At 64.3% G+C, this 26,366-nt stretch carries 19 protein-coding genes; 11 read left to right on the forward strand and 8 right to left on the reverse strand.

Features of this window, described 5'->3' with window-relative positions:
- Positions 1–4 precede the first annotated feature (4 nt).
- Together ACKOED_RS05075 and ACKOED_RS05080 are read right to left on the reverse strand one after the other, a co-directional pair.
- Complete coding sequence (locus ACKOED_RS05075) at positions 5–802, reverse strand: 4Fe-4S dicluster domain-containing protein (protein WP_408915493.1); 798 nt, start codon at positions 800–802, stop codon at positions 5–7.
- Complete coding sequence (locus ACKOED_RS05080; RefSeq protein WP_408915494.1) at positions 799–3,606, reverse strand: molybdopterin oxidoreductase family protein; 2,808 nt, start codon at positions 3,604–3,606, stop codon at positions 799–801. Before ACKOED_RS05080 ends, ACKOED_RS05075 begins: the two co-directional genes overlap by 4 nt.
- A gap of 92 nt (positions 3,607–3,698) precedes the next feature.
- Here ACKOED_RS05080 and ACKOED_RS05085 point away from each other — a divergent pair, with 92 nt between their 5' ends.
- The 11 genes from ACKOED_RS05085 (at position 3,699) to ACKOED_RS05135 (ending at position 14,967) form a co-directional block, all read left to right on the forward strand.
- Positions 3,699–5,162: a PLP-dependent aminotransferase family protein gene (locus ACKOED_RS05085; protein WP_408915495.1), complete on the forward strand. Its 1,464-nt coding sequence runs from the start codon at positions 3,699–3,701 to the stop codon at positions 5,160–5,162.
- A gap of 5 nt (positions 5,163–5,167) precedes the next feature.
- A complete protein-coding gene (locus ACKOED_RS05090) occupies positions 5,168–6,103 on the forward strand; it encodes a DMT family transporter (protein ID WP_408915496.1) in 936 nt (311 codons plus the stop codon).
- Between the two features lie 220 nt (positions 6,104–6,323).
- Positions 6,324–7,106, forward strand: coding sequence for an SDR family NAD(P)-dependent oxidoreductase (locus ACKOED_RS05095; protein ID WP_408915497.1), 783 nt, complete (start codon positions 6,324–6,326; stop codon positions 7,104–7,106).
- 8 nt (positions 7,107–7,114) lie between these two features.
- The gene (locus ACKOED_RS05100) at positions 7,115–8,197 is read left to right on the forward strand and encodes a mannonate dehydratase (protein ID WP_408915498.1); all 1,083 of its coding nucleotides are present in this window, start codon (positions 7,115–7,117) and stop codon (positions 8,195–8,197) included.
- 70 nt (positions 8,198–8,267) lie between these two features.
- Entirely contained in the window at positions 8,268–8,993 is a 726-nt protein-coding gene (locus ACKOED_RS05105; protein WP_408915499.1) for a FadR/GntR family transcriptional regulator, read from the forward strand.
- 4 nt (positions 8,994–8,997) lie between these two features.
- Complete coding sequence (locus ACKOED_RS05110) at positions 8,998–10,200, forward strand: mandelate racemase/muconate lactonizing enzyme family protein (protein WP_408915511.1); 1,203 nt, start codon at positions 8,998–9,000, stop codon at positions 10,198–10,200.
- A 56-nt stretch (positions 10,201–10,256) separates the two neighbouring features.
- A complete protein-coding gene (locus ACKOED_RS05115; protein WP_408915512.1) occupies positions 10,257–11,225 on the forward strand; it encodes a sugar ABC transporter substrate-binding protein in 969 nt (322 codons plus the stop codon).
- 63 nt (positions 11,226–11,288) lie between these two features.
- Positions 11,289–12,266, forward strand: a complete 978-nt coding sequence (locus ACKOED_RS05120) for an ABC transporter permease (RefSeq protein ID WP_408915500.1) — start codon at positions 11,289–11,291, stop codon at positions 12,264–12,266.
- Between the two features lies 1 nt (position 12,267).
- Positions 12,268–12,999 (forward strand): ATP-binding cassette domain-containing protein, encoded by a 732-nt coding sequence (locus ACKOED_RS05125; RefSeq protein ID WP_408915501.1) that lies wholly within the window; start codon positions 12,268–12,270, stop codon positions 12,997–12,999.
- A gap of 91 nt (positions 13,000–13,090) precedes the next feature.
- Positions 13,091–14,164 (forward strand): fatty acid desaturase family protein, encoded by a 1,074-nt coding sequence (locus ACKOED_RS05130; protein WP_408915502.1) that lies wholly within the window; start codon positions 13,091–13,093, stop codon positions 14,162–14,164.
- Positions 14,165–14,172: 8 nt separating this feature from the next.
- Complete coding sequence (locus tag ACKOED_RS05135; protein ID WP_408915503.1) at positions 14,173–14,967, forward strand: 3-methyl-2-oxobutanoate hydroxymethyltransferase; 795 nt, start codon at positions 14,173–14,175, stop codon at positions 14,965–14,967.
- Here ACKOED_RS05135 and ACKOED_RS05140 read toward each other — a convergent pair.
- The 6 genes from ACKOED_RS05140 to ACKOED_RS05165 form a co-directional block, all read right to left on the reverse strand.
- On the reverse strand, positions 14,964–15,539 hold the full coding sequence (locus ACKOED_RS05140) for an NUDIX domain-containing protein (RefSeq protein WP_408915504.1): 576 nt from the start codon (positions 15,537–15,539) through the stop codon (positions 14,964–14,966). The two genes, ACKOED_RS05135 and ACKOED_RS05140, sit on opposite strands and share 4 nt — an antisense overlap.
- The gene (gene glgX / locus ACKOED_RS05145; RefSeq protein ID WP_408915505.1) at positions 15,536–19,354 is read right to left on the reverse strand and encodes a glycogen debranching protein GlgX; all 3,819 of its coding nucleotides are present in this window, start codon (positions 19,352–19,354) and stop codon (positions 15,536–15,538) included. The genes ACKOED_RS05140 and glgX overlap by 4 nt, the downstream gene beginning before the upstream one ends.
- Positions 19,355–19,363: 9 nt before the next feature.
- The gene (gene glgA / locus ACKOED_RS05150) at positions 19,364–20,794 is read right to left on the reverse strand and encodes a glycogen synthase GlgA (protein ID WP_408915506.1); all 1,431 of its coding nucleotides are present in this window, start codon (positions 20,792–20,794) and stop codon (positions 19,364–19,366) included.
- Positions 20,791–22,053, reverse strand: coding sequence for a glucose-1-phosphate adenylyltransferase (glgC, locus tag ACKOED_RS05155; protein ID WP_408915507.1), 1,263 nt, complete (start codon positions 22,051–22,053; stop codon positions 20,791–20,793). The genes glgA and glgC overlap by 4 nt, the downstream gene beginning before the upstream one ends.
- A gap of 26 nt (positions 22,054–22,079) precedes the next feature.
- The gene (glgB, locus tag ACKOED_RS05160) at positions 22,080–24,275 is read right to left on the reverse strand and encodes a 1,4-alpha-glucan branching protein GlgB (RefSeq protein WP_408915508.1); all 2,196 of its coding nucleotides are present in this window, start codon (positions 24,273–24,275) and stop codon (positions 22,080–22,082) included.
- Positions 24,276–24,288: 13 nt separating this feature from the next.
- Positions 24,289–26,366, reverse strand: a 2,078-nt coding sequence (locus ACKOED_RS05165) for a glycogen/starch/alpha-glucan phosphorylase (RefSeq protein WP_408915509.1), incomplete at its 5' end; no start/stop codon positions are given.

Consider the following 26,366-nt stretch of genomic DNA (forward strand, 5'->3'; position numbering starts at 1 on the left):
GGGCCTAGCCTTCAAGCTCACCGGAGCGGTCGGCGGCTGCCACCGGCGTCCGGGCCTGTTTCGATGAGAGCACCTTGTCCGCCCACTGGAACAGCCGGTCGAAGGCGGAGCCATCGGGCTTGGGCAGGGTTTCCGGCGCACTGGTTGCCGCATCGCGCCGGACCCGCGGAGGCAGATATTTGTTCACCGGCTTGTAGCCCATCTGCGGCAGCAGGTCATAGCCGCCGCGCTCGGCCACCAGCTGCGACACGCTGGAGTCCGGATCGCCGAGATCGCCGAAATGGCGCGCACCCGTCGGGCAAGCCTTGACGCAGGCCGGCAGCCTGTCCTCGGGCTCGAAATTTTCGTTGTAGATGCGATCGACGCACAGCGTGCATTTCTTCATCACGCCATGGCTCTGGTCATATTCGCGCGCGCCATAGGGGCAGGCCCAGGAGCACAGCTTGCAGCCGATGCAGGTTTCGGGGTTGACCAGCACGATGCCGTCCTCGGCGCGCTTGTAGCTGGCGCCGGTGGGGCAGACGGTGACGCAGGCCGGCTCCTCGCAATGCAGGCAGGAGCGCGGAAAATGCACGATGCGCGATTGCGCCTGCCCATCCTCGCGCACCTCATAGCCATGGATGCGGTTGAGCCACACGCCCGAAGGATCGGCGCCATACGGGTTTTCGTCGTTGAGAGGCGCCGAATAGCCCTGGGTGTTCCACTCCTTGCAGGACGTGGCGCAGGCCTGGCAGCCGACACAGGTATCGAGGTCGATCACCAGGCCCAGCTTCTTCTGGGAAGGCGGGGGAAGCGAGGTCATCCGGCCTCCACGAGGCTCTTGAGGGTCGCGAATTGGGGCGCGCTTTCCATGCTCTGGTCCTCGGCCTTTTCGACCCGCACCCGGAGATCATACCAGGCCGCCTGGCCTGTCACCGGGTCGCTGTTGGCGTAGCGGTAGCCGCCTTCGCGTTCCGGCAGCAGTTCCGAGATCAGGTGATTGAGCAGGAAGCCCTGTTTCGCTTCATCGGCGCCCGGCGCCAGGCCCCAGGCGCCGGATCGCTTGCCAATCGCGTTCCATGTCCACACGGTCTCCGGGTTGACGCCGTCCATCAGCTTGGCCTGCGCCTTGATGGCGCCGTGATGCGAGGTGACCTTCACCCAGTCGCCGTCGGCAACACCCAGCCTGGCGGCCAGTTGCCGCGCCATGTAGAGCCAGTTGCGGCCAAGGATCTGGCGGAGCCAGGCATTCTGGGAGCCCCAGGAATGATACATCGCCATCGGCCGCTGGGTAACCGCATGCAGCGGATAGTCCGCGCCCGCCACCATCTCGCCCTCGAACGGCGGATACCAGAAGGGGATGGGGTCGAAATAGGCGGCGATGCGCTGGCGATGCTCCGCAGGCGGAACAATTTTTCCGTGCCCGCGGGCCGCCAGCCGGAACTTCTGCAAGGGCTCGCAATAGAGCTGGTGGATCACCGGTTCCGGCTTGCCGATGAAACCGAAGAAGGTGGCCCAGTCGAGATAGGCCCAGTTCACATGGCGGTAGTATTTCATGTGGTCGGGCAGTTCGTAGAACCAGTGGCAGCCATTGGCGATGTATTGCTCGAGCTGCCGGGGGTTCGGGGCGCCCCGCCCCTGGGCGCGGCCATTGGGCCCGCGGAAACCGGCCAGCGGGCCAACGCCGGGTGCGCGCTCGTGGTTGACGATGTAGTCCGGATAGCCGCCGGGGTAGCGCGGCGACCCGTCATTGCGCGTCATGCCGCTCAAGCCCAGGCGGGTGCCGAGGTCGAGCAGCACGGTCTGGAATGGCCGCACGTCACGGTCCGGTTCCACCACCGGCTGGCGGATCGAATCCGCGGGCCCATCGGCTTCGGAAATCGGCCGGTCGAGCAGCGAGATGCAGTCCCAGCGCTCGAGATAAGTGGTGTCAGGCAGGATCAGGTCGGCATAATGCACCATCTCGGAAGCATAGGCGTCCGAATAGATGATCTTCGGAATGGTGTAGGAGCCGTCAGGTTCTTTCTGGGTGAGATAGCGGATGGTGTCCGGCACGTTCATCGCCGAATTCCAGCTCATGTTGGCCATGTACATGAACAGGACGTCGATGCCGTAAGGATCCTTCTTGGCGGCGTTGGTGATGACCATGTGCATCAGGCCATGGGCGGCAAGCGGCGCCTCCCAGCTATAGGCCTTGTCGATGCGCTGCGGGCGGCCCTCGGCGTCGACGAGCAAGTCTTCCGGCGCCGTCACGAAACCAAGTGGTGGGCCGGGAAGCGGCGCGTTGGGCTTCACCTGGCCGGGCTTGCCGGCCGGCTTCACGCCGGGCGGCGGCGGCTTCGGGAACGGCGGCTTGTAGCGGAAGCCACCCGGCACATCGATGGTGCCGAGCAGGATCTGCAACAGGTGAATGGTGCGGCAGCTGTGAAAGCCGTTGGCGTGGGCCGAGATGCCGCGCATGGCGTGCATCGACACCGGCCGCCCGATCATCTTCTCGTGATAGCGGCCAAGATGATCTGTCCACGGAACATCAAGTGCGATCTCGCGCTCGAAGGCGGTGCGGGCAAGCTCCGCCGCGATCCGCCTGATGGTGTCCGCCGGAACGCCGCAGCGTTCCGCCACCTGGTCCGGCGCCCATTCCGGTGTCAGGAAGCGTTCAGCGATGAGGGTGAAGGAGGTCACGGCGCGCCGCCCGTCCGGCAGCGTGTAGCGGCCCATCAGCTTCGGCGCGGCATCGGGCGAGAGGGCCGGCATCGGCGAACCGGAGAAGCCGTCCCACACCAGCGCCGCGCCTTGCTGGTTGCGGGCAAACAGTCCGTCATCGGCGCCGCCCGGGTTCTCGACGATGAGCCAGGGCGCAGTGGTGTAGCGCAGAAGGTATTCGCCATCGATCTTCTGCGCCGAGAGCAGCTCGTGGATGAGGGCGCCCACGAACAGCCCATCGGTGCCGGGCCGGATGCCGATCCATTCATCGGCGATGGCCGAATAGCCGGTGCGGATCGGGTTGATCGAGACGATCTTGGCGCCGCGCGCCTTGAGCTGCCCCAGCGCCTTCTTGATCGGGTTCGAGGCGTGGTCCTCCGCCACCCCGAACAGCATGAAGTATTGCGTGTGCTTCCAGTCCGGCTCGCCGAATTCCCAGAACGAGCCGCCAAAGGTATAGAGCCCGGCCGCCGCCATGTTGACGGAGCAGAAGCCGCCATGCGCCGCGTAGTTCGGCGTGCCGAACTGCGCCGCCCACCAGCCGGTGAGGCCCTGGCTCTGGTCGCGGCCGGTGAAGAAGGCAAGCTTCTTGGGGTCCTTGGCGCGCACCGCGGAAAGCCACTTGGTCGCCGTGGTAAGTGCTTCTTCCCACTCGATCTCGCGGAATTCGCCTGAACCGCGCTCGCCCACCCTGATCAGCGGCTTCGAAAGCCTTGCGGGCGAATAATGCTGCATGATTCCGGCAGCACCCTTGCCGCAGATCACGCCCTTGTTGACCGGGTGGGCCGGGTTGCCGTCGATGTAGGTGACGCGGCCGTCCTTCATCTGCACCCTGATGCCGCAGCGGCAGGCGCACATGTAGCAGGTGGTCGTTTTGACCTCGTCCCAGGTCTTGGGCGAGGTATTCACGGCGGGTTCGGTCATGCGCGGTTCAACCTGCGAGTCCAATCTTTGCTACTCTACCGGCTATCTTGGCCCTATGATAGGTCCAGTCATAGTGTTCACAGGGACCAAACTTGCGCGACTGGCTTGTCCACATAAGGCGCAACGAGCATGCCAGCCTCCAGACCCAGATCCGCGAGGCGCTGGTGTCGGCCATTCTCGACGGGCAGCTCGCCCGGGAGGAGCCGATTCCCTCCACCCGCAAGATGGCCAAGAGCCTGGGCGTCTCGCGCAATACCGTGGTGCTGGCCTATCAGGGGCTGCTCGACGACGGCTATCTGATGGCCCGTGAGCGCTCGGGCTATTATGTCTCCGAGAAGGCCATCGAGACGGCGGCGCCGCCGAAACTGGCCGTGAAGCAGGGGCATGCCGCCCCCAGCATCGACTGGTCGCGCCGTCTCACCATGCGCCCCGCCGCGCAGGCCAATGTCTCGAAGCCACTGGACTGGCAGTCCTACCCCTATCCCTTCATCTATGGCCAGGTAGATCACAATCTGTTTCCCCTGGCTGAGTGGCGGGACTGCGCCCGCCAGGCACTGGGTAAGAAATGGCTCGGCTCCTGGACCAATGACACCTGGGCGCATGACGATCCCCTGCTGGTCGAACAGATCCGCCGCCGCATCCTGCCCCGGCGCGGCATCATGGCCAATGACGATGAAATCCTGGTCACGCTCGGCGCGCAGAATGCGCTCTATCTGCTCACCGCGCTGCTGGTCAGCCCCAAGACCCAGGTTGGCATGGAAGAACCCGGCTACCCGGATGTGCGCAATATCTTCAGCCTCAGCACTCCCAATGTTGCGCTGCTGCCGGTGGATGAGAAGGGGCTGGTTCCCAGTGACGCATTCAACGCCTGCGACATCGTGTTTACAACGCCGAGTCACCAGTTCCCGACCACCGTGACCATGCCGCTGGAGCGCCGGCTCGAACTCCTGAAACGCGCCGCCAGGCATGACGTGCTGATCATCGAGGACGACTACGAGTTCGAAACCAACTACGTGAACGAGCCTTGCCCGGCGCTCAAGTCACTCGATGACGAGGGCCGCGTGGTCTATGTGGGCTCACTGTCGAAAACCCTGTTTCCGGGCCTGCGGCTGGGCTTCCTGGTGGCCCCGGCCAATGTGGTGGCCCAGGCCCGCGCCCTGCGCCGGCTGATGGTGCGGCATGCCCCCAACAACAACCAGCGCACGGCGGCGCTGTTCCTCTCGCTCGGCCACCATGACACGCTGATCAGGCGCCTGCACCGCGCCTACCGCAGCCGCTGGGAGGTGATGGGCGAAGCGCTGAACCGGCATCTCCCCGATGCCAGCCGCGTGCCCAGTTTCGGCGGCACCAGCTTCTGGGTGAAAGGCCCCCAGCGTCTCGACAGCGATGAACTCGCCCGCGCCGCCGCGGCCAGGGGCGTGCTGATCGAAGCGGGCCGGATTGCCTTCGGCGCCCCGGAGGCGCCGCGCAATTTCTACCGTCTCGCTTTCTCGTCCATCGATGAGAGCAAGATCGAGCCCGGCATCCGCATCCTGTCCGAACTCGTGGGGCGCTGACCGGCATGCGCCTGCAATCCGATAATCGCACGCTGGCCACGCTCTGCGTTCTTTCCGGCGTGGGCCTCGCCTCCGCCCAGGACGCGGTGGTGAAATACATGTCATCCGGCTACCCGGCCTATGAGACGCTGCTGTTCCGTTGCGTCGCCACCGTGCCGGTGATCCTGTTCATTCTGTGGCGGGCAGGCCGTGGCTGGTCGATCGCGACGCCATTCCTGCCGCGGGTTCTGCTGCGCGGCGTGATCCTGGCGGGCGCCTATCTCTGTTTCGTGCTTTCGATCGCGGCGATGCCGATTGCCAATGCCGTCGCGATCTATTTCACCATGCCGTTCTTCGTGGCGGGCCTGGCGGGGCCGCTGCTCGGCGAGCGCGTCAGGCTGCACCGCTGGCTGGCGATCATCACCGGCTTCATCGGCGTCCTGATCATGGTGCGGCCGGGCGCTGGCGTATTCGAGCCGGCGGCGGTGTTCGCGCTGCTCTCGGCGCTCGGCTATGCGGTGGGGCAGATGCTGGGCCGGCCCTTGTCGCAGCAGGTGCCGCCGATCATCATCGCCGCCTGGCAGAACATCGTCTACGCCGCGGTGGCCGCGGCGGTTGGGCTTCTGTTCAACAGCGTGGATTTCGGCGGCTTCACCCATCCGAGCCTCGTCTTCCTGTCGCGGCCCTGGGTGTGGCCCGGTCCCTTCGATGCCGCACTGCTCCTCGGCCATGGGGTGCTCGCGGCCTGCGCGCTGCTGTCGTTCATCAACGCCTACCGTCTGGCTGAAACCAATTTCGTGGCGCCCTTCGAATACTCTGCGATGATCTGGGCGGTGCTGTTCGGCTATTTCCTGTTTGGTGATTTCCCCGACCTCTACACCTGGGTAGGGGCAGCCACCGTAGTCGCCGCCGGCATTTTCATGATCCTGCGTGACCGCCAGCTGGACCGTTCCCTTGGCTAAGCCGTCATCGGCTCTTTCCGAACCACGCCGAACTCCCTCCTGGCCCTGGGAGGCGACGGAAGCGAGAACCCTGAGAAGACGTCGCGTGCCGGAAAGTCAAAGGCCGGAACGCCCGTTTGCGTGAGCTGCCCGGCACAGAATCCCGCCGCCGTGAACTTCCCTGCATGGCCTCGACGTGGCATCACTTCGCCTTGGACCATGGCGGAGGGAGGAAGAGGCGATGGAGTTCATTGAAAAAGTTGCACTGGTGACGGGAACCTCCGGAATTGGACGGGCGGCGGCGCGGCGGCTTGCCGCGGCGGGCGCCCGTGTTCTCGGGCTTGGTATCGACCCCCGTGCGAATGCGGACTTTGACGCGCTGGCCAGCGCCGGGGGCTTGAGCATGGCGGCGCGCCTATGCGATGTTTCCTCGGAAGAAGAGGTTGCCGCCGCGGTCGGCGCATGCGTGGAGCGTCATGGCCGGCTTGATGTGATTGTTAACGCGGCCGCGGTTCACCCCTTTGGTACCGTGCTCACTACAGACGTGGCGGTGTGGGAGCGTTGTATGGCTGTCAATGTGGGCTCGATCTATCTGACCGCGCGCTTTGGCATTCCGCATATGACGGCGCGGGGCGGCGGGGCGATCGTCAATATCTCCTCGGTGCAGGGGCACAACTGCCAGCAGAACGTGGCGGCCTATGTGGCCAGCAAGGGCGCCATTCATGCGCTCACGCGCGCCATGGCGCTCGATCATGCGGCGGCGGGCGTGCGGGTAAACTCGGTGTCGCCCGGTTCGGTGCGTACCCCGCTTCTGTCGCTTGCGGCGCGCACTTATGGTGGCGAAGGCGTGAGCGAGGAACAGGCATTCCAGCGGTTTGGCGCGGCGCATCCCATCGGCCGCATCGGCGAGCCGGAGGAGATCGCCGAGCTTGTCGCTTATCTGGCCTCGCCGCGCGCGGGCTTCGTGACAGGCGCTGATTTCCGGATTGATGGCGGGCTGACCGCCGGTCTCGGCGTGAAGTGAGGGATATCATGAAGATCGGACTTGGCTTCTACCGCGAACAGCTGCACCGCGAGAATTTCCGATTCGCGGTGCAGGCTGGCGCCACCCATGTTGTGGCCCACCTCACCAATTACTTCGCGGGCCGGGATCCGAAAATCTACAGTGGCGACCCGCGTCACGGCTGGGGCGACTGCTCGGCCGACAGGCTATGGACCTATGAAGAGCTGGCGGCCCTCGTGGCGGCGCTCAGCGCCGAGGGGCTTAAGCTTGCCGCGCTTGAGAATTTCTCGCCGAGGTTCTGGTATGATGTGCTGCTTGATGGACCCGAACGCGCCCAGCAAATCGAGGGGCTGAAGCAGCTGATCCGCGATGCCGGGCGGGCCGGCATCCCCTGCATTGGATACAATTTTTCGATTGCCGGAGTCTATGGCTGGACCCGCGGCCCCTATGCGCGGGGCGGGGCGAATTCCGTGGGTTACGGCGTCGCCGCCGCGGAACTCGGCGCGCCGATCCCCGATGTCATGGTGTGGAACATGCTGTACCTTCCGGAGCGGCCGGGAGAGCAGCCAGTCAGTCTCACCGAGTCTGAACTCTGGGACAGGCTTGCGCGCTTTCTTGCCGATGTGATTCCGGTGGCCGAGGAAGCGGGCGTGACGCTTGCCGCGCATCCGGATGATCCGCCAGTGGACCTGTTGCGCGGCACGCCGCGGCTCGTCAACCGGCCGGAAAAATACGATAGGCTGCTGTCGCTTGTCCCCTCGCCGCGGAATGGACTTGAGCTCTGCCTTGGCTCGCTCCAGGAAATGCCGGGCGGCGGCATTTACGATCATGTACGGCGTTTCGCGCGCTCCGGGCGCATTGGCTACATCCACTTCCGCAACGTGCGTGGCAAGGTGCCGCGATATGTCGAGAGCTTCGTCGATGACGGCGATATCGACATGGCGGAGATCGTCCGCATCCTGCGCGACGAAGCCTATGATGGCGTTCTGATTCCCGATCATACGCCTGAGATGAGCTGCGATGCCTCCTGGCATGCCGGCAAAGCCTTCGCGCTCGGCTACATGAAGGCTCTGGTGCAGAACGCGGATGCGCTGGGTCCGGCTCGCCATTAGAAACGGCTTGACAGACGGCGTTTGCTGTAATGTCTTACCATTTTGGTTGTACCTGTCAGATAGGTTTTTGATGGTAAGACCTCTTGCGGCATCCCATGAGACCGTTACCGGCGAGAGCCTGGTGTCACGCGCTATGCATGCCGTCAATGCTCATATCCGGGATGAACACCTGCGGCCGGGCCAGGCGATCCCCAGCGAATCCGCCTTCGCGCTGCGGATTGGGGTCTCGCGCGCGGTGGTGCGGGAGGCGTTCCGGTCGCTCGCGGCGGTCGGGGTGATCGAGATCGGCAATGGCCGCCGCGCCCGGGTTGGCGGAATTGACGACACAGTGCTGCCAATCATCCTTGATCATGCTGTGCTGACGGAGCAGGTTTCGGTTCAGCAGATCTACGATGTGCGCCGGGCCATTGAACTGCGCACGGTAGCGCTCGCGGCGCTTCGAAGGACGCCAGCCGAGGCGGAGGCGCTTCTGGCGCTGACCGCGCGGATGGAACAGGATTTCGACAGTCCCGAAAAAGTGAAGGAGAGCGATATCGCCTTTCACGAGGTGATCGCGCGCGCCTCGCGCAACCCGCTGTTCTCCGCCATCGTCAGCGCCTTCCGCGTCATCACCGAGAAGACGTGGCATATCGGCTGGTCCAGCCGCCCGGCCGACCGGGATCGCCGAGCCAATGTGCTGTGCCATCAGCGAATCGCCGAGGCCATCGCCCGGCAGAATGCCCGGGAAGCTGAAGCGCTGATGGGCGAGCACTTCGACAATTCGGTCAAGGCCCTTCTCGCGGCGGGCATCACCTGAGATGCTGAAGATCACCGCGCTCGAGACCGTTCGCATCGCCGATTTCGGCAATCTGCTGTGGCTCAAGATCCACACCAGCGAGGGTGTTTGCGGCCTGGGCGAAACATTTCTCCATCCTGGCGCCGTCGAGGCCTATCTTCACGAGGCCGTCGCGCCCAAGCTGCTGGGCCGCGATCCTCTCGCGATCGACGCCATTTCACGTGACCTCGTCGACTATCTTGGATTCGCTTCGACGGGCGTTGAGAGCCGCGCTGCCTCGGCCGTCGATATCGCGCTTTGGGATATCTTCGGGAAATTCACCGGCCAGCCGATCGTGCAGCTGCTGGGCGGCTGGACGAGGCGCGAGATCCGCACCTACAACACCTGCGCCGGCACCCACTACATGCGCAGAGGCGAGAGCCAGTCGCCGCGGAACTGGGGGCTTGACGCCGGCGATCAGGCGCTGGGCGTTGATGACCTCAGCGGTTTCCTGAACAACGCCGGCGAGCTTGCGGAATCGCTTCTCGCCGAAGGCATCAGCGCCATGAAAATCTGGCCATTCGACGTGGCCGCCGAGCGCAGCCATGGCTGGTCGATCTCGAACCAGGAGCTGAAGGAAGCGCTGCGGCCCTTCGAGAAAATCCGCGCCGCCGCCGGCGACCGCATGGACATCATGGTCGAGTTCCATTCCATGTGGCAGTTGCAGCCCGCCATCCGCATCGCGCGGGCCCTCGCTCCCTTCGATACCTATTGGCATGAGGATCCGATCAAAATGGACTCGCTCGCCGATCTCAAACGCTACGCGGAGAACTCGCGCGCCCCGGTCTGCGCGTCGGAAACGCTGGCCAGCCGCTTCCGGTTCCGCGATCTGCTCGAAACGGAAGCAGCAGGCATTGTCATGCTCGATCTCGCCTGGTGCGGCGGCATTTCGGAAGCCCGCAAGATCGCGGCCATGGCGGAGGCGTGGAAGCTTCCGGTGGCGCCGCATGACTGCACGGGGCCTGTCGTTCTCGCCGCATCGACGCATCTTTCGCTCAATGCGCCCAACGCGCTTATCCAGGAATCGGTTCGCGCCTTCTACAAAACCTGGTATCGCGATGTGGTTACCGAAGTTCCGCCAGTCCGCGATGGGATGATCAGCGTGCCGGCGGGGCCAGGGCTTGGCCTCGAACTCCATCCCGGGATCGACAAGAGGTTCAAGCCAACGAGACGTCTATCCAAAGCATGAACAACATCCGCCGTGACGCGGTGGCAAACAACGGGAGAAAAGACATGACAAAGACCATGATACGCTCGGCGCTGCTGGCGGCCAGCCTGCTCGGGGCAAGTTCCGCGGCGATGGCGGACGGACTGAGCATTGCTTTCACGGTGCACTCTTCGCCGTCCAACACCTTTTGGCAGGCCGTGAAGAAGGGTTTTGACGATGCCTGCGAAAAGGTACAGGCGAACTGCCAGATGATCTTCACCCAGACCGAGGGCTCGATCGAGCAGCAGGTCGCCAACATGCAGGCCGCGATCGCTTCCAAACCCTACGCGCTGGTGACTTCGATCGTTGACAACAAGGCGTTTGACCAGGTGATCGCGGATGCGCGCAAGGCTGGCATCGTGGTGATCGCCACCAATGTCGACGATACCGAAGGCGCGGCCGGCAATGAGCGCCAGGCCTTCATTGGCCAGGGCTTCATCCCTGCTGGCTATTCGCTGGCCAAGGCGCAATCGGCGAATTTCCCGAAGGACGGGCCGGTCAAGGTGCTGGTAGGCATTTCGGCTCCCGGCCAGAACTGGTCGGAGCAGCGCGGCGGCGGCGTGATCAAGTTCCTTGAGGAGTACAAGGCCGCCAATCCCGGCCGCGAAATCAGCTGGGAGCGCATTGACTCCGGAACCGACCTCGCCGTGGTCGGTGACCGCGTGGGCGCGAAGCTTGCATCGGACGAGACAATCAACGTCTATTTCGACACCGGCTTCTGGCATGCCGCCGTGGCGCGCGTGTTGCGCGACCGCGGCGTTCCTCCGGGCAAGGTCCTGCTCGGCGGCTTTGACCTCGTGCCCGAGGTTTTGAATGAGATGAAGTCTGGCTATGTGCAGGTGCAGGTGGACCAGCAGCCCTACATGCAGGGATTCATGCCGGTGATGCAGGCCTATCTGTCGCAGAAAGTGGGACTCTCGCCCGCCGACATCGACACCGGCCAGGGGATCGTGACGCCCGGCCAAGTCGACGCGATCATGGAGCTCTCGAAGCAAGGTGTCCGCTGACGCCTGATACGTCTTGCCGGCCGGGTTTTCCACCCGGCCGGTCCATCTTTGCCGGGGAACGCGATGAAACGGTTCTTGAAGATCTACATGGAGCGGCCCGAGCTTGCGGGCCTTGCGCTGCTCATTCTGCTCACGGCGTTCTTCCAGGTGAAATCCGGAGGCGTGTTCCTGAGCGCCACCAACCTGCAGGGCATGCTTGGCATTCTGCCCGAAATGGCGCTGGTCGCGCTCGGCGTGACAATTCTTATGATCTGCGGCGAGTTCGATCTCTCGGTGGGCTCGGTCTTCGCTCTGACGCCGATGGCCATCGCCATCATGCTCAATGGCGGCATTCCGTTTCCCGTGGCGCTCTTCCTTGGCCTGCTCCTCGCCGCCGCGATCGGTTTCGCCAATGGCTATATCACGATCCGCTTCTCGATTCCGAGCTTCATCACCACCCTGGGCATGCTCTTCGTGGCGCGGTCGCTCACCGTCGTCATCTCAGGCGGATTCCCGCCGCTCTTGCCCACCGACATTCCGGCATGGCTGTTCAGCGGCTTCGTGGGGCCGGGCAATGTGGTGCGCATGTCTTTCGTGTGGTTCGTGGTGATTGCGCTGGCGCTCGCCGGGATGATGTCCTTCACCAATTTCGGCAACTGGATCAGAGCCACCGGCGGCCAGCTGGATGCCGCCGTAAACATGGGCATTCCGGTGAACGCCACGAAAATCCTATGCTTCATGCTATGCTCGGTGTTGGCGGGTTTCGCCGGCCTCATTCAGGTGATGCGGCTGGGCTCGCCGCTGCCGTCTCTTGGCGAGGGCCTGGAGCTTCAGGCGGTGGCGGCGGCGGTCATCGGCGGCACCGCGCTGACCGGCGGCATCGGCACGGTGCTGGGCGCCATTATTGGAGCGACGCTCATTCGCGTGATCGACAACGGCCTGGTGTTGACGCGGGTCGACGCCAACTGGTTCAAATTTGCGATCGGCATGCTGCTGATCCTCGCGGTCGTCTCCAACTCATGGCTGCGCCGCACGGCGCGGCGCATTAAGCTGGAGGTTTGATATGCCGGCTCCCATCATTGAATTCCGCAATGTCGAAAAATGGTATTCGGGCGTGCATGCGCTGAAGAACGTCAACCTTTCAGTGAGGCAAGGCGAAGTTCTGGGCCTGGTTGGCGACAATGGCGCGGGCAAATCGACGCTGATCAAGATACTCTCCGGCGTTCACACGCCGGACAAGGGCGAGATCCTGATGGAGGGGAAGCCCGTTCAGATCAGGACGCCAAAAGCCGCGATGAACCTCGGAATCGAGACGATCTATCAATACAACTCGATGGTGCCGGCCATGTCGATCGCCCGCAACCTGTTCATCGGCCGCGAGCCGCTGCGGTTCTCGGTCGCGGGCTTCGGCGTGATGGACCAGAAGCGCATGGCCCGCGAAAGCGTCGCGGCGATTGCCGACGTTGACCTGCATCTGCGTTCGCCCGACGCGCTGGTGGGCGAACTCTCCGGCGGGCAGCGCCAGGGCGTCGCCATCGCGCGGGCGATGCACTTCAAATCGAAGGTGCTGATTTTGGACGAGCCAACCAACCATCTGTCTGTGAAGGAGACGAACAAGGTCATCAGTTTCGTTAAGGGGCTGAAGCAGCAGGGCGTCACGGGCATCTTCATCAGCCACAACATGCACCATGTCTTTCAGTCCTGTGACCGGGTTGTAGCCATGGCGCGCGGTGAAATTGTCTTTGATAGTCCAGTCGGCGAGACGTCGATCGACGATGTTCATGGCTATCTCTAGCCGGGCCGGGCGATGCAAGGCTTGAACGGGGCGCGGTTTGCGCTCTACTGGATACCGCGGTCACTTGCGGGCAAAAGGAGGGAGAGGAAAGATGAAACGCGATTACAGTCTTGACGGCGAGAGCACCCGGCTGGCGATCGAGCGCGGTCTGGCCTCGGCGGATTGGTATCACACCGATGTTCCGCGCGCCAAGATGAAGGAGCTGATGCAGCGCTCTGATGGCCCCGCCATCCGCGATACGCTGTTGTGGCTGTTCCTGCTTGCCGCCTCGCTGGCGGGAGGCGTCTATTTCTGGGGCAGCTGGTGGTGCGTGCCGTTCTTCTTCGTATATGGCACGCTCTATGGCTCCGCCAGCGATGCGCGCTGGCATGAGATGGGGCATGGCACGGCGTTCAAGACGCAATGGATGAACGAGGTGATCTATCAGATCGCCAGCTTCATGATCATGCGTAACCCCGTGACCTGGCGCTGGAGTCACGCCCGGCATCACACCGACACGATTATCGTGGGCCGTGACGTCGAAATCGCCTTGATGCGGCCGCCGGCATTGATCAAGTGGGTCCTGAACTTCTTCGGCATTGTGGACGGCTATTTGTCGCTCAAGATTCTGGCGCGTAACGCGCTGGGAATTCTTTCGGCAGACGAGAAGGACTACATCCCGGAAACCGAATGGCCCAAAGTGGTGTTCGCGGCGCGCATTCACATGGCGATCTATGCCGCCACCATTGCCGCCGCGCTCTACTTCGGGTCCTGGCTGCCGCTGATGATCATCGGGCTTCCGCGGTTCTATGGCGCATGGCATACCGTGCTTGTCGGATTGCTGCAGCACGGCGGCCTCGCCGACAATGTGCTGGACCACCGCCTGAACTGCCGCACTGTGTACATGAATCCTGCGAGCCGCTTTCTCTACATGAACATGAACTACCATGTGGAGCATCACATGTTCCCGATGGTTCCGTTCCATGCGCTGCCCAAGCTTCATGAGCTGATCAAGCATGATCTGCCGGCCCCCAACCGCTCCATGTGGGAAGCCTACCGCGAAATGGTGCCGGTTTTGCTGCGGCAGCTCAAATACGAGGACTACTTCCTGAAGCGCGAGCTGCCACCCACCGCGAAGCCTTATCGCGACTCGCCTGTCAACGTATCGCCCGCGGCGGCCGAGTGAGGGGCTCAATGTCCAGAAAGAGGCCCACCATCGCCGATCTCCGGGCCCGCAAGGGCCAGGGTCAGCTAACCATGCTGCGTATCTTCTCCATCGAGGAGGCGGAGGCCGCCGAACAGGCCGGGATCGACATCGTGTCGATCCCGCCGGAACTTCTCACCCATCCGCGCTACCGCGACGTGGCGCCTGGCCTGTTTTCGATGACCGGCATGACGCATCTCGAATATGGCTCGCGCGACGACTACCGCCGCTTCGCCGCAAAGATGCTGCTGGCGGGCGGCGACGCCGTCTATTGCAGCGGCGGGCTGGAGACCGTCCGCTTCCTGGCGGAGGACCATATTCCAGTCGTTGGGCACGTCGGCCTGGTGCCGTCCCGCGCCACCTGGACAGGCGGTTTCCGGGCGGTGGGCAAGACAGCGGATTCCGCGCTGGCCCTGTTCGAGGAATGCAAAGCCTATGAACAGGCAGGCGCCTTCGCGGTGGAGATAGAGGTTGTGCCGGTGGAAGTGGCCAGCGCCATCAGCCAGCGCTTGAAACTGCTCTTGTGGTCGATGGGTTCGGGCCCTGGCTGCGATGCGCAGTATCTCTTCGCCGAGGACATTCTGGGTACCAACCGCGGGCACATGCCGCGCCACGCGAAAGTCTACCGGAATTTCGCTGCGGAGTTTGACAGGCTGCAGCGCGAACGGATTGCGGCCTTCTCCGAATTCATCGCCGATGTAAACTCCGGCGCTTATCCAGAGGATAAGCACATCGTCCGGATGCCGGATGGCGAACTTGAAGCGTTTCTGAGCAGGATAGGCTAGGCGGCCCGGCTGAGTTCGGCTGCGAGGCAATGGCCGAGCAAAAGCGTCTTGGCGTCCAGGATGCGGCCGTCCGTCATCATCTCCCGCATGTCCGCGAAGGGCATTTCGAGAACCTCGATATCCTCGCCTTCATGGGCATGGCCGCCGCCCGCGCCGGTGAAGGCGGCAAGATCATAGTCGGCGAGGAATAATTGCACCTGTTCGGTCACCGCGCCCGGCGACAGGAAGACGGCGCCCTGGGGCCGCAGCCTGGAAATCCTTACCCCCAGCTCCTCCTCCGCCTCGCGGCGCGCGCAGGTTTCCGGATCATTGCCGTCGAGAAGCCCGGCGCAGGCCTCGATCAGGAAGCCGTCCTGCCCGGTCAGATGAGCCGGCAGGCGGAACTGGCGGACGAGCAGCACGGTGCCGCGGGCCGGGTCATAGGGCAGCACTGCGGCGCCATGGCCGTGGTCATGCACCTCGCGGATCAGCCTGTCCTCGCGGCCGTCGCGGCGGCGGTAGCGCAGGGTGTAGCGGTCAAGCTTCGCCCAGCCGCGCGACAGCGGCTCCACCCTTTCGATTTCGACGGTCATGATGAGCGGTCCTCCTTGACCCGGGCAATGATCCGGCGGGCGAGCGGCGTTTGACCAAGCGTCTCGACGGGCGTTGAAACGCGGCGGCGCCAGTTGGGCCATTCCCGGTCGGTGCCCGGCAGGTTAAGCGGGTCGGTCTCGCCCGCCAGGTCATCGGCCTGGATCAGCATGATGCGCGAGGGTGTGCTGGCCACCAGGCCATGGGCGGCTACATCCGCTTCTTGTTCATCGCCGCTTTCCACGCCTGACAGGCTGTCGAGCAAGACGATCTCCCGGCGGCGTTCCGCCTTGCGGGCTTCGGCCTGCCCGGCGCCGATCTGGCCGAGGCTTTGCGCGATCTCGATGTCGCGGGCCCGCCGCCAGCCGAAGAACGTGGGCAAGTCATGCGATGCGAGGCAGGCCAGCGCTTGCGGGGGATAGGTTTCGGGCCGCCGGAAGCCGGGGCCGTCGCGCTCGAACCACAAGACACGATAGGAAAACATGTTGGAAGATGCGAGGCGCTCGCGCAGCCCTTCCGGCACGGTGCCCAGGTCTTCTCCCACCACCAGGCAGCGGTGGCGGCGGCTTTCAAGCGCGGTGACCGCCAGCAGCCCCTCCAGCGGAAACCGCACATAGGCGCCGTGGCGGCCTTCGGCGCCGCGTGGAACCCAGAACTGGCGGGCGAAGCCCAGCACATGGTCGATGCGCAGCGCCGCCGCATGGCGCATGTTGGCGGCCATCACCCGCCGCACCGGCTCAAAGCCCTGGCGGAGCAGCGCAAGCGGCGAATAGGGCGGCAGGTTCCAGACCTGGCCCGCAGCCGAAAAGGGATCGGGCGGCGCGCCGATCGATACGCCGGTCGCGAAATCCAAAGGCTGCGCGGCGATCTCGCCGCCATCATAGGCGCAGCCCAGCGCCAGGTCCCGGTAGAGGGAGTGGTGGGTGGCAGCCGCCCCGAGTTGCCGGTCGGCGATCCACTGCAGGAAGGCGCGGAACGCGATGCGGCTGGCCGAGGGGTCTTCGCCCATGCGTACTGCTTCGAAGCGGCCATGGGCCTCAAGCGCCGCGCGATCGGCGGCGACGAAGGCGTCGAACGCCGCATCGCCGGTAAACTCGGCGAAGGCCTGTTCGAGGACCTGACGCTTGGCCTCCCACACGGCCGGATAGTCCACATTGGGCAGGCGGTCGAGGGCCGTGAAGGCGGCCTGGCTGTCGCGGGCGCGGCGCGCAGTCTTCGGCAGCGGGAATGAATCAAGCAGCTTCTCGATGCTGATGTAGATCGGATCGATATAGTGCCGGTCCGAGGGCTGATAGGGGCTGGCGCGGCCGCGATCCGACGGGAACATGTGGTGCAGCGGGTTGATGCCGGCATAGCGCCCGCCGGCCCCGTGGATGAAGCCGGCCAGCCGCCGCAAGGTTTCGAAATCGCCAATGCCTTCGCTGGTCTCGTGGCGCAGAGAATAGAGATGCGCCGCGATGCCAAACACCCGCCGTCCTTCAGCGATATCGTCAGGCACATGGCAGGCGCCGGGGCTGATGACCGCCAGCCGCGGATGGCCATTGCCGTCTTCCTCGCAAATCTCGTACCGCCCTGGCGCCAGCCGCGTCAGGGGCAATTCCCCCGGTGGAACGTCGAGAGATATGGTCTGGCCTTGCTCATCCGTGGCGATCAGGCGGCGCCGGCGGTTGGAGGCCGCACCGAGGCTGACGATCATGGACGCCTCGGCAATGATTGGTCGTGGCGCGGCCAGCGCGCGCAACGATTGCGCCAGATCCTCCGGTGACGCAAAGCCAAGGCCCATTGCGGCAAGCAGGGCACGCTCTGTTTCGACGCTCACAAGATGATGCGTGCCATCAACTTCCCACCACGCGCCCTCGATCCCCGCCGCGCGGGCGAGGGCGGAGAGCTCGCCATCGGTCACGCCCGTCTTGTGAATGCGCTCCTCGATGAACACCGTAACCGAGGCAGGCGGCAGGCCTTCGCCCGTGCTGGACGCGAATAGTTTTGTCCAGCGGTGGCCGTCCCGGCTTGGCAAGACGGGTATTGCCGTCTCCTGGCCGCGATTGAAGAGCAGGGCCAGGCGCTTGCCATCCGCCGCCAGCAACAGCCCGATCACGCTGGTGTGAGGGTCGTGCCAATCCATCGCCTCGCCATCGCCGCCGATCCATTCGGCATCGCTCAAGCCATCGGCGGCAAGCGCGCCGGTCAGGAAGCGGTCTTCGAGGAATGGCTGAAGCCCATGCCGCAGCTTCGATAGTTCGGCGGTGAAACGGGCAAGCGCCGGATCGGCCTTGTCCCAGTCAAGCCAGGTGATCGCATTGTCCTGCGCATAGGCGTTGTTGTTGCCCTGCTGCGTGCGCCCGAACTCGTCGCCTGCCGTCAGCATCGGCGTGCCGCGCGAGAGGAACAGCGTGGCGAGCAGCGCCTTCACATTGCCGCCTGGCCATGCCGGCTCATGATCGCTGCCGTCACGATTGTTCTCGCCATTGGCGTAGTTCGCCTTGGCGGCATAGGTCACGGCGTCGCGCAAGGTAAAGCCATCATGCGCGGCAAGGAAATTGACGCCGGCCGAGGGTGGCCGCCTCTGTGCGGCGAAAATGTCGGACGAGCCCGCAATGCGGGTGGCGAAGGCGCCAGCCATGCCAGGCTCGCCGCGCCAGAAGCGGCGGACGTCGTCGCGGTAGCGGTCGTTCCACTCCTGCCAGCGCGCCGGAAACTGGCCGAGCTGGTGGCCGCCGGGGCCCACATCCCATGGTTCGGCGATCATGATGAGGCGGGAGAGCTGCGGGTCCTGCTCGATCGCCGCCAGCAATGGCGCATTGGTCTCGAAGCCCCGCGCCCGCCGCCCCAGAACGGTGGCAAGGTCGAAGCGGAAGCCATCCGCCCCGGTTCGGTTGACCCAGCTCCGCATCGCATCCATGGCGAGACGCATCACTGGGGGCTCGTCGAGCGCCAGGGTGTTGCCGCAGCCGGTGTCGTTGATCAGCGTCCCGCCGGCATGGCGGTAATAGAGCGCATGGTCGAGGCCGCGGAACGACAGTGTGGTTCCGTGAACGTCGCTCTCGCCTGCGTGGTTGAACACCATGTCGAGCACCACGCGGATTCCAGCCTCATGCAGGGCCGCGATGGCGGCGCGGATTTCGGCAAGGCCGCCCGGCGCCAGCCGCGGATCCGGCGCCATGAAGCTCACCGGGTTGTAGCCCCAGGCATTGGAAAGGCCGAGGGCCGGCAAATGCCGCTCGTCGATCCACGCGGTGAGCGGCATCAGCTCGACCGTATCCACGCCGAGCGTCTTCAGATGCGCGATGATGGCGGGCTCGGCCAATGCTGCCACGGTGCCGCGCTTTTCAGGCGGCACGCCGGGGTGGCGCTGGGTGAAAGCCTTGACCGGGATTTCATAGATGAAGGCTGGGCGGTGTGGCGGCAGCGGCGCGGCATCGGCAGCTGCGTGTCCGGCGATGGCTTTGGGCACCAGCGCGGACGTTTCGGCGCCGCGCCGCATCAGGTCCGGGTGATGCTGAAAGGCTCCCGTGAGCGCTGTGGCATAGGGGTCGAGCAACAGCTTGGCCATGTCGAAGCGGTGCCCCTCCTCCGGCGCCCACGGGCCTTCGGCGCGCAGACCGTAATGCATGCCCGCCGCGAGACCGGGCACGAAGCCTGCATGTATGTCGCCCAACCGCTCGGTGAGCGGCAGCCGCGCCACTTCCTCATCGCCTTCGAAAATCGAGACATGAATGCGCGTGGCATGGCGCGACACGACCCCGGCATGGGCGCCGCCGGCCACGAGCGTAACGCCCAGGGGAATATGTCCGGTGCGGACTGGATTGCGCTTCAAAGCCGGTTCTCAGGCTTTCAGCAGGCCGCGGTAGAGCGCCGCATAGGCCGCCGCGCTCTGCTCCCAGGATAGGTCGGTTGCCATGCCGCTTTTCTGAATGCCGCGCCAGAGAGGCTTGTTGTCGAAGCAGCGGGTGGCGTGCATGAGGGCATGTTCGAGCGACCATTCATCGACCGGCGCGAATTGGAAACCGGTGGCCACGCCGGCCTTGATGGCGGCGTCATTGGCGTCGATCACCGTATCGTTGAGGCCGCCGGTGCGCGCCACCACGGGCACCGCGCCATAGCGCAGCGCATAAAGCTGGGTGAGGCCACAGGGCTCGAAGCGCGATGGCACCAGGATGGTGTCAGCGCCCGCCTGCACGAGATGCGACAGCGCCTCGTCATAGCCGATGACCGCGCCGATCAGACCTTTGTGGCGGGCTGCGGCTTCGTTGATGGCCTTTTCGATGGCCGGCTCGCCGGTGCCGATCAAGGCGAGCCTGGCGCCCGACTCCACTAGCCGGTCAAGGCAGAGGGCCAGCACGTCCATGCCCTTCTGCCAGGTGAGGCGGCTCACCACGCCATGCAGAATGCCGTCACCGGGAATGAGATCGAAGCACTTTTCCAGCGCCCGCTTGTTGGCCTCGCGTTTCTTGAGGCTGGCGCGGGTAAAGCCTTGCGCGATGTGCGGGTCCGCCGCGGGGTTCCAGATTTCGGTGTCAATGCCGTTGACGATGCCATGCAGGAGGTGTTGCCTTGCCCGCAGCAGCCCGTCGAGACCCATGCCATAGTCAGGCGTGCAGATTTCCCTGGCATAGCTGGGACTGACGGTGGTGATGGCATCGGCCGTGGCGAGACCGCCCTTTAGAAAGCCGACATTCCCGTAGTACTCCAATGCGTCGATGCCATAGGCCTGCGAGGGAAGGCCGAGGCTGGCGAAGAGCGAAGCGGGGAACTGGCCCTGGAAGGCGATGTTGTGGACCGTCATCACAGTCTTCGGGCCACCGCGAAACCTGGCATAAACCGGCGCCAGCGCCGCCTGCCAGTCATGGCTGTGGAGGATGTTGGCGGCAGGCGCCGCGGTGCGGCCTGCGGCAAGGTCCGCCGCCGACCGGGCCAGCGCCGCGAAGCGCAGGCCATTGTCCGGCCAGTCCTTGCCGTCTGGTCCCAGATACGGGTTACCCGGCCGGTCATAGAGATGCGGCGCATCGAGCACGGCGATGTCGATGCCGTTTGCCATGCCTTGCAAGATGCGCGCCGCGCCACCAAAGAGTTCGGGGTAGCCATGAAGCAGTGTAGACTTATCGATTGCCCTCATGACTTTCGGATAGCCAGGCACCAGAGCCAGCATGTCAACGCCATGGGGCTTCAGCGCCGCGGGAAGCGCGCCTGCCACATCGGCAAGACCGCCGGTCTTCACCAGCGGAAAGAATTCGGATGCGACGGAAATGACTTTCATGCCAGGCGGTCGATCATCGGCTGGGTGATGAGGCAGACGCCCTTGGCGGTGCGGCGGAAGCGCTTGGCATCGAGTACGGGGTCTTCTCCCACGACCAGACCCTCCGGGATCACCACGCTGGTGTCGATCACGACCTTTTTCAGCCGGACATTGCGATGAATGCGCACCGATGGCAGCACCACCGCCTCCTCGATCTCGGAGAAGGAGTTCACCCGCACATTGGGCGACAGCATGCTGTGCTTGATGCTGGAGCCGGAAACGATGCAACCGCCTGAAACCAGCGAGGCCACGGCGGAGCCGCGCCTGCCTTCGAGGTCATGCACGAATTTGGCGGGCGGGGTCACTTCCGAATAGGTCCAGATCGGCCAGTTCTGGTCATAGAGATCAAGGGCCGGAAGCGTTTCGGTGAGGTCGATGTTGGCCTCCCAATAGGCATCGATCGTGCCGACGTCGCGCCAATAGGCCTCCGTTTCATATTCTGAACGGATGCAGCTTGCCGCAAAACGGTGCGCCACCGCCTTGCCGTTGTTGACGAGCCAGGGGATGATGTCCTTGCCGAAATCGCGGCTCGATGCGGGGTCGGCGGCATCGCGCCGCAAATGCGCGGCGAGGCTCGCCGTCTCGAACACATAGATACCCATGGAAGCCAGCGCCATATCCGGCTTGTCGGGCATGCCCGGCGGGTCCTTTGGCTTTTCAACGAAACTCACGATGCGGTCGTTGGCGTCGACCGCCATCACGCCGAAGCCGGTCGCCTCCATGCGCGGCACCTCGAGGCAGCCCACGGTCACATCCGCGCCTGAGTTTACATGCTGCTGCAGCATCAACTCATAGTCCATCTTGTAGATATGGTCGCCCGCCAGCATCACCATGTATTTCGGGCCATAGCTGAGAATGATATCGAGGTTCTGGAACACCGCGTCCGCCGTACCGGCATACCACTGATCCTCGGAGACGCGCTGCGAGGCGGGGAGGATATCGAAGCTCTCGTTGCGCTCGGGCCGGAAGAAGTTCCAGCCGCGCTGCATGTGGCGGATCAGGCTATGGGCCTTGTATTGGGTGGCGACTCCGATGCGGCGGATGCCGGAGTTCAGCGCGTTGGACAGCGCGAAATCGATGATGCGGGATTTGCAGCCGAAGGGAACAGCCGGTTTGGCGCGCCGGTCGGTCAGTTCCATCAGCCTGCTGCCACGGCCACCGGCCAGCACATAGGCCATCGCATCGCGCGCCAGCGGTGCGGTCTTGCGGTATTCAACCATGCCATCCTCCGTAAGCGGGATCGTTGCTATTGGTCCAACAAGAAGAACAAGGTTGCAAGCGGCGGCAAGGTGACGCTGGCGCGGGCGGGCTTGCCATGAAGACCCTCCGCAACGGCTATGACCTGACCGAGATTTCCCATGCCGCTGCCGCCATAGATAGCGGCATCGGTATTGATGATCTCCCGCCAGCGCCCGGCGGAGGGCATTGGCAGAACATAGCCCGGCCGCGGCACCGGCGTGAAGTTGCTGACGATGACAGCGGGCGGATACCCCTCACCCGAATGCCGCGCCCAGGCGAAGACGGAATTCTCATGGTCATCCGCCAGAAGCCATTCGAAGCCTTCGGCTTCGCAGTCACGCGCATGAAGAGCGGGATGCTCGCGATAACAAAGGTTGAGATCGCGCACCAGCAACTGCACGCCCCTGTGCGGGGGCATGTTGGTCAGATCCCAGTCAAGGCTGCGGGCTTCCGACCATTCCGTCCACGGCGCAAATTCCTGGCCCATAAACAGGAGCTTCTTTCCCGGATAGCCCCACATGAAGGCATAGTAGGCGCGTAACGTGGCGAATTTCTGCCAGGCATCGCCCGCCATCTTGTTGAGGAGCGAGCCCTTGCCGTGCACCACCTCATCATGTGAGAGGGGCAGCACGAAATTCTCCGAAAACGCATAGAGCAGGCCGAAGGTGAGCTCGTTGTGGTGGTGCTTGCGGTGAATGGGCTCACGCTTCAGGTAGGACAGCGTGTCGTGCATGAAGCCCATGTTCCACTTGAAGCCGAAGCCGAGGCCGCCTGCGGAGGTGGGCTTGGAGACGCCGGGAAAAGCCGTCGATTCCTCGGCGATGGTCATGATGCCGGGATGCTGGCCATAAGCCTCGTGGTTGACGCGCTGGAGAAAGGCGATTGCTTCCAGGTTTTCGCGGCCGCCCTGCCGGTTGGGAATCCACTCGCCTTCCTGGCGCGAATAGTCGAGATAGAGCATCGAGGCCACGGCATCGATGCGCAGGCCATCGGCATGGTAGCGCTCCAGCCAGAACAGCGCGTTGTTGAGCAGATAGCCCGACACTTCGCGCCGCCCGAAATTATAGATGGCGGTGTTCCAGTCCGGGTGGAAGCCCTGGCGCGGGTCCTCATGCTCATAGAGGGCCGTGCCATCGAAGCGGGCAAGCCCGTGCTGGTCGGTGGGAAAATGCGCCGGCACCCAGTCGAGGATGACGCCGAGCCCTGCAAGGTGGGCGGCATCGACAAAGCGCGCGAAGCCGGCGGGATCGCCAAAGCGCGCGGTGGGTGCGTAGAGCCCGGTCGGCTGATAGCCCCATGACGGATCAAAGGGATGCTCGCTCACCGGCAGAAGTTCGAGGTGCGTGTAGCCCATGTCCGCCACATAGGGGATCAGCGTTGCCGCCAGCTCGTCATAGCTGAGGAAACGGTTGTCCTCGCCCCGCCGCCACGAGCCGAGATGCACCTCATAGATGCTCATCGGCTTGCGGCGCTGATCGCCCGCAGCGCGCGCAGCGAGCCAGGCCGAATCGTTCCACGTGAAACCCTCGGTGCGGGGGACTTTGGAGGCGGTCTTGGGGCGCAGTTCGGCGGCGAAACCGAAGGGATCGCTCTTCAGCGGCAACAGGCGCCCGTCCGGGCCGAGCAACTCAAATTTGTAGCCTTGCCCCGCAATGGCGCCAGGAATGAAGATTTCCCATACGCCGGTATCGGCGCGCTTGCGCATGGCGTGGCGGCGGCCGTCCCAGCCGTTGAAATCGCCCACCGTGGAGACCCGCATCGCATTGGGCGCCCAGACGGCGAAATGCACGCCGTCATAGCCGTCATGGCGCATCGGATGCGCGCCCAGCCGGTCGAACAGGCGGAGATGGTTTCCTTGCGCGAGGTAGTAATCGTCCAGCGGGCCCAGAACGGGGCCGAACAGATAGGCGTCGGTCAGCTGCCATTCACCGCCGGCATTTGTGGCGCGATAGGGGAATATTCCGCGCCCGGACATGGGCAACTCGCCCTCGAAGAAGCCGGACTCATGCCGCCTTTCGAGTTGGGTCAGAACCGCATCGTCCCGCAGGACCGCGCTGAGCTGTTCCGCGCCCGGCACGAAGGCGCGGGCAATCCAGCGCTGGCCGCGCTGATGCAGGCCCAGAACCGCAAACGGATCGCCATGGCGGCCGGTGACGATGGCCGCGATCTCCGCCGCGCTTGCCTGCCAGTCCGGTGCGGCCATGATGCCTTGCTCCCTAGGCTACGGGGATGTTCCAGATATCGCGGGCATAGTCACGGATGGTGCGGTCGGATGAAAACCAGCCCATGTTCACGGTGTTGAGGATGGCCGTCCGGGTCCAGTCGCTATGGCGGCTCCAGAGATCGTCAACCTGGCGCTGGGCTTGCGCATAAGCGTCGAAATCCGTGGCCACCATGAACCAGTCGCTCTGGGTGAGCGAGTCGACGATCGGCCGGAAACGGTGCTGCTCACCGGGCGAGAATATGCCGGAGTCCAGACCGTCGAGCGCGCCGCGCAGATCCGGCGAGGCGTCGATGGCGGCGCGCGGGTCAAATCCCATCCGGCGTCGGGCCTCAACCTCTTCGGCGGTGAGCCCGAAGATCATGATGTTTTCGCGCCCCACATGCTCCATGATCTCGACATTGGCGCCATCCAGCGTGCCGATGGTGAGAGCGCCGTTCATGGCGAATTTCATGTTGCCGGTGCCAGAGGCTTCCATGCCCGCTGTCGAAATCTGTTCGGAGAGATCGGCCGCCGGCACGATCGCCTCCGCGAGGCTTACATTATAGTTGGGAATGAAGACGACTTTCAGCAGGCCGTGGATGTCGGGATCGGCATTGATCACCTGGGCCACATCGTTGATGAGCTTGATGATGAGCTTGGCCTGCGCATAACTGGCGGCGGCCTTGCCGGCGAAGATCTTGACGCGCGGCTGCCAGGGCCGGTCCGGATGCGCGCGCATGGCGTTGTAGAGCGCCACCGTCTCAAGGATGTTCATCAACTGGCGCTTGTATTCGTGGATGCGCTTCACCTGCACGTCGAACATGGCGGATGGATCGACCTTCAGCCCCATGCGCGCGAGGATAAGGTTTGAGAGCTGTTCCTTGTTGTGGCGCTTGATGGCGGCAAAACGCTCCGCGAAGGCGCTGTCGTTCGCAAATGGCAAGGCTTTTCCCAAGCGTCCGGCATCATCCATCACCTCGGCGCCAATGCTGGAATCGAGCAGCCTCACCAGTTCCGGGTTTACGCCCAGAAGCCAGCGCCGCGGCGTTACGCCATTGGTCTTGTTGTTGATGCGGCCCGGATAGAGCCGGTCAAGGTCGCGGAACACGCTTTGCTTCATGAGGGAGGTGTGAAGCGCCGAGACGCCGTTCACCGAGTGCGATCCGGCATAGGCGAGCTGGCCCATGCGCACGCGCCGCCCATTGTGCTCATCGATCAGCGATACGGAGGCGAGGAAATCGGTGGTGCAGCCGGGCATGCGCTGGGCATCGGCGATGAGCCTGGCATTGATCTGGTAGACGATCTGCATATGGCGGGGCAGCACATGCTCGAACAGATGCACCGGCCAGCTTTCCAGCGCTTCGGGCAGCAGCGTGTGATTGGTGTAGCCGATGGCGGCCTGGGTGATCGCCCAGGCATCCTCCCAGGCGAGCGCATGGTGATCGACCAGAATGCGCATGAGCTCTGCCACGGCAACGGCCGGATGCGTGTCGTTGAGCTGGATCGCCACTTTCTCGGCCAGCGAATGCACCTCGCCATATTGCTGCATGTGGCGGCGGATGATGTCCTGGAGCGAGGCGGAGGTGAAGAAGTACTCCTGCCTCAGGCGCAGCTCCTGTCCGGCCGGCGTCGAGTCGGCGGGGTAGAGCACGCGGGTGATGATCTCCGCCTTGTTGCTCTCGGCCAGGGCGGCTGCATAGTCGCCGCTGTTGAAGGCATCGAGGCGGATCGGATCCATCGCGCGCGCCGTCCAGAGCCGCAGCGTGTTCACGCGCTTGCCCCGCCAGCCGACGATGGGTGTGTCGCACGCGGAGGCGACCAGCTTCTCGGCCGGTTTCCAGCGCCGCGGCTGGCGGCCCTCGATCTCGGGCCCGGCGATGACGTGGCCACCGAAGCCGATCTCATAGGCCGCCTCGCGCCGCCCGAACTCCCAGGGGTTGCCGTGCTCCAGCCAGTTCTCCGGCAGTTCCACCTGCCAGCCGTCCTTGATCTTCTGGCGGAACAGGCCGTGATTGTAGCGGATGCCATAGCCATAGGCGGGGATGCCGAGGCTTGCCATGCTCTCCATGAAGCAGGCGGCGAGACGGCCAA

It is taken from the genome of Aestuariivirga sp., from assembly GCF_046093005.1.
Classification (GTDB): Bacteria; Pseudomonadota; Alphaproteobacteria; order Rhizobiales; family Aestuariivirgaceae; genus Aestuariivirga.